Genomic DNA, 2,768 nt, shown 5'->3' on the forward strand with positions numbered 1-2,768 from the left:
GGGTCGGAGAACTGCGGCCAGTGGCCGGTGCCCAGCCGCACGACCTCGGCGTCGTCGATGGCCTCGAACTCCGCGGCGTACGGCCCCCACTGCGCGATCGTCTCGCGGAACTGCGGCTCGTCGAGCCGGCCCATCAGGAGCGTCACCGGGATGCCGTGGCGCCGGTCGTCGCGGAGCGCGATCGGGTCGGTGGGTACCCGGGCGGGCACGCTCTGCGCGAGCGGCGCGGTGCGCGCCCTCGTCTCGGCGTCGAGGTCGGCGACGTCCTCGTCGTCGAAGAAGTCCCAGCCGGGGAACGGGACCACGCCGCCGGAGACCTCGAACTCGGAGATCGCGCCGCCGTCGTGCGGCGGGACGCTGTCGACGAAGATCACGCGGGCGACGCGGTCGGGTCGTGCGTCGGCCGCTCCCCATACGACGCTGCCGCCGCCGGAGTGGCCGACCAGCACGACCGGATCGTCGTGGCGATCGATCTCGGCGACCACGGCGTCGATCCAGTCGGACATGCCGATCGCGGCCGACTCCTCGGCCGAGGCGCCCGTGCCGGGCATCGTGAGCGGGTGCGGCGTGTGCCCTGCGGCCTCGAGGGCCGGGATGATGTCGTCCCACGACGATGCGTCGAGCCAGAGACCGGGAACCATGATGACGTCCATGCCATCGACGCTACGCCCGCCCTCCGACATCGCGATCGGCGCCGGTCGCGCGGTGTACGGCATCCGTCGTTCAGTGGTCGGACGGCGGCTCCAGCCGGGCCTCGTAGACGTCGAGGGCGATGCCCACCTGACGGAGGATCTCGGAGTCGTAGCGGCCGATCGCGCGCTCTTCCAGCAGCGCGTCGCGCTGCGCCTGCAGCACGACGGTCGACAGCCGCACGAACGCGTGCGCCGGCGACTCCTCGCCGGGCGTGTGCGACGCGCTGTGCGTCGGCGACAGCGCGAGCGAGGCGAGCGCGTTCTTGCCGCCCGCGCGCACGCGCGCGATGAGGGCCGGGTCGAGCTCGGGCCGCGTCGGATCGGCCTGCTCGAGCTTGATCTCCTCGTCGAGCGCCTCGTTGCCCGCCTTGACGATGTCGGCGCTGAGCGCGGCGAGGCCCCGGACGCCGGAGTCGGCGGCGTCGGCGGTCCACAGCCGCCGGATGATCGCCGGGAGCGTCAGGCCGTGCAGCAGGAGGGTCGTGATGGCCACGATGAACGCGATCAGCACGACCTGGGCGCGATCGGGCACATCGTGCGGAATGCTCTGGGCTGCGGCGAGCGTGACGACGCCGCGCATGCCCGCCCACGAGAGCGCGACGCCCTCGCGCCAGCCGAGTCCCTGCTCCTGCTCGTGCTCGAGGTCGGCCTCGGAGCGGCGCTGCAGCGCCTCGAGCCGCTCGAGCCGCGCCGCGCTGCGCGACCCGCCCTGGCGTGCGCGATCGGCGCCTCGCGAGAGCGCCCAGCTGCGTCCGACGTAGCGCCGCGCCGCGCCGCGCATGTACAGCAGGAGGGGCACGGCGAACAGCGCGCGCAGGGCGATCAGCACGACGACGACCAGCAGACCGAGCCAGACGACGTACGACAGATCCCAGTGCGAGTGCACCACCTCTTCGACGAGCCCGTGCAGCTGCAGGCCCATCAGCAGGAACACGCCGTTCTCGACGATGAACTGGACGGTGCGCCAGTTGAGCCGCTCGTTCAGCCGCGCGTGGGCGCTGAACCGCGTGGCGGAGTGGTGCCCGGCGTAGAGCCCCGTGACGACGACGGCGAGCACGCCCGACGCGCCGGCGTGCTCGGCGGGGATGAACGAGACGAACGGCACCGTGAACGAGATGACCGTGTCGTAGACGGGGTTCGCGAGCTTCGAGCGGATCCACACGGTCACGAAACCGACGACCAGGCCGATGACGATCGCCGCGGCGACCGCGTAGCTGAAGCTGCCGACGGCGCTCCAGAACGTGAAGCTGCTCGCCACCGCGGCCAGGGCCGCCTTCAGGAGCACGAGGGAGGTGGCGTCGTTGACGAGGCTCTCGCCCTCGAGGATGGCGACGAGCCGCCGCGGCATGCCGAGCTTCTTGCCGATCGAGGTCGCGGCGACGGCATCCGTCGGACTGACGACGGCGCCGAGGGCGATCGCGACGGGCAGCGGGATCACCGGCACCAGCAGGTTGACGAGCATGCCGATGACGACGGCCGAGATGATCACGAGCACGACCGAGAGCCCCACGATGGGCCGGAAGTTGCGCTGGAAGTCGACGAGCGGCAGGTTCACCGCCGCCGCGTACAACAGCGGCGGCAGGACCAGGAGCAGGATGATCTCGGGCTCGACCTCGATGAGCGGGATGAACGGCAGGTATCCGATGCCCACCCCGAGCACGCTCAGGAGGAGCGGAGCGGCGACGCCGATGCGGCCGGCCAGGATCGCCGTGGCCACGACCAGCAGGATCGCGCCGACGGCGATCAGCTCGATTTCTTCCATGCCTCAGTCTCCCGGGTTCGGCTCGAGGTCGTAAAGCACCGCGCGTCCTCCGGGATCCGTCAGGGCAGGAGCGCGACGACCTCGGCGAGGTCGATCGGCCCCACCACGAGGTCCGCCTGGGCGCGCACCGCGGGCTTCGCGTTGAACGCCAGTCCGAGCCCGGCCTCGGCCATCATGAGCAGGTCGTTCGCGCCGTCGCCGATCGCGATCGTGCGCGCGAGGGGCACGGCGTACGACGCGGCCCACTCGGTGAGCGCGACCGCCTTGCCCACGGCATCCACGATCTCGCCGTCGACGACGCCCGACAGGATGCC

The 2,768-nt window shown here is 71.9% G+C and carries 3 protein-coding genes; all 3 read right to left on the reverse strand.

Annotated features, from left to right (window positions below):
- Positions 1-653 (reverse strand): alpha/beta hydrolase (locus WML84_RS14630; RefSeq protein ID WP_347346868.1); only part of this gene is annotated, 653 nt, incomplete at its 3' end.
- Between the two features lie 70 nt (positions 654-723).
- Entirely contained in the window at positions 724-2,454 is a 1,731-nt protein-coding gene (locus WML84_RS14635) for a cation:proton antiporter (protein WP_347346869.1), read from the reverse strand.
- A 59-nt stretch (positions 2,455-2,513) separates the two neighbouring features.
- Positions 2,514-2,768 (reverse strand): HAD hydrolase family protein (locus tag WML84_RS14640; RefSeq protein WP_347346870.1); only part of this gene is annotated, 255 nt, incomplete at its 5' end.

The organism is Microbacterium sp., from assembly GCF_039812165.1.
In the GTDB taxonomy this organism is placed as follows: Bacteria; Actinomycetota; Actinomycetes; order Actinomycetales; family Microbacteriaceae; genus Microbacterium.

Coding starts and splice junctions, on each gene's coding strand:
- WML84_RS14635 (WP_347346869.1), bottom strand. CDS start 2,454: ATGGAAGAAATCGAGCTGATCGCCGTCGGCGCGATCCTGCTGGTCGTG.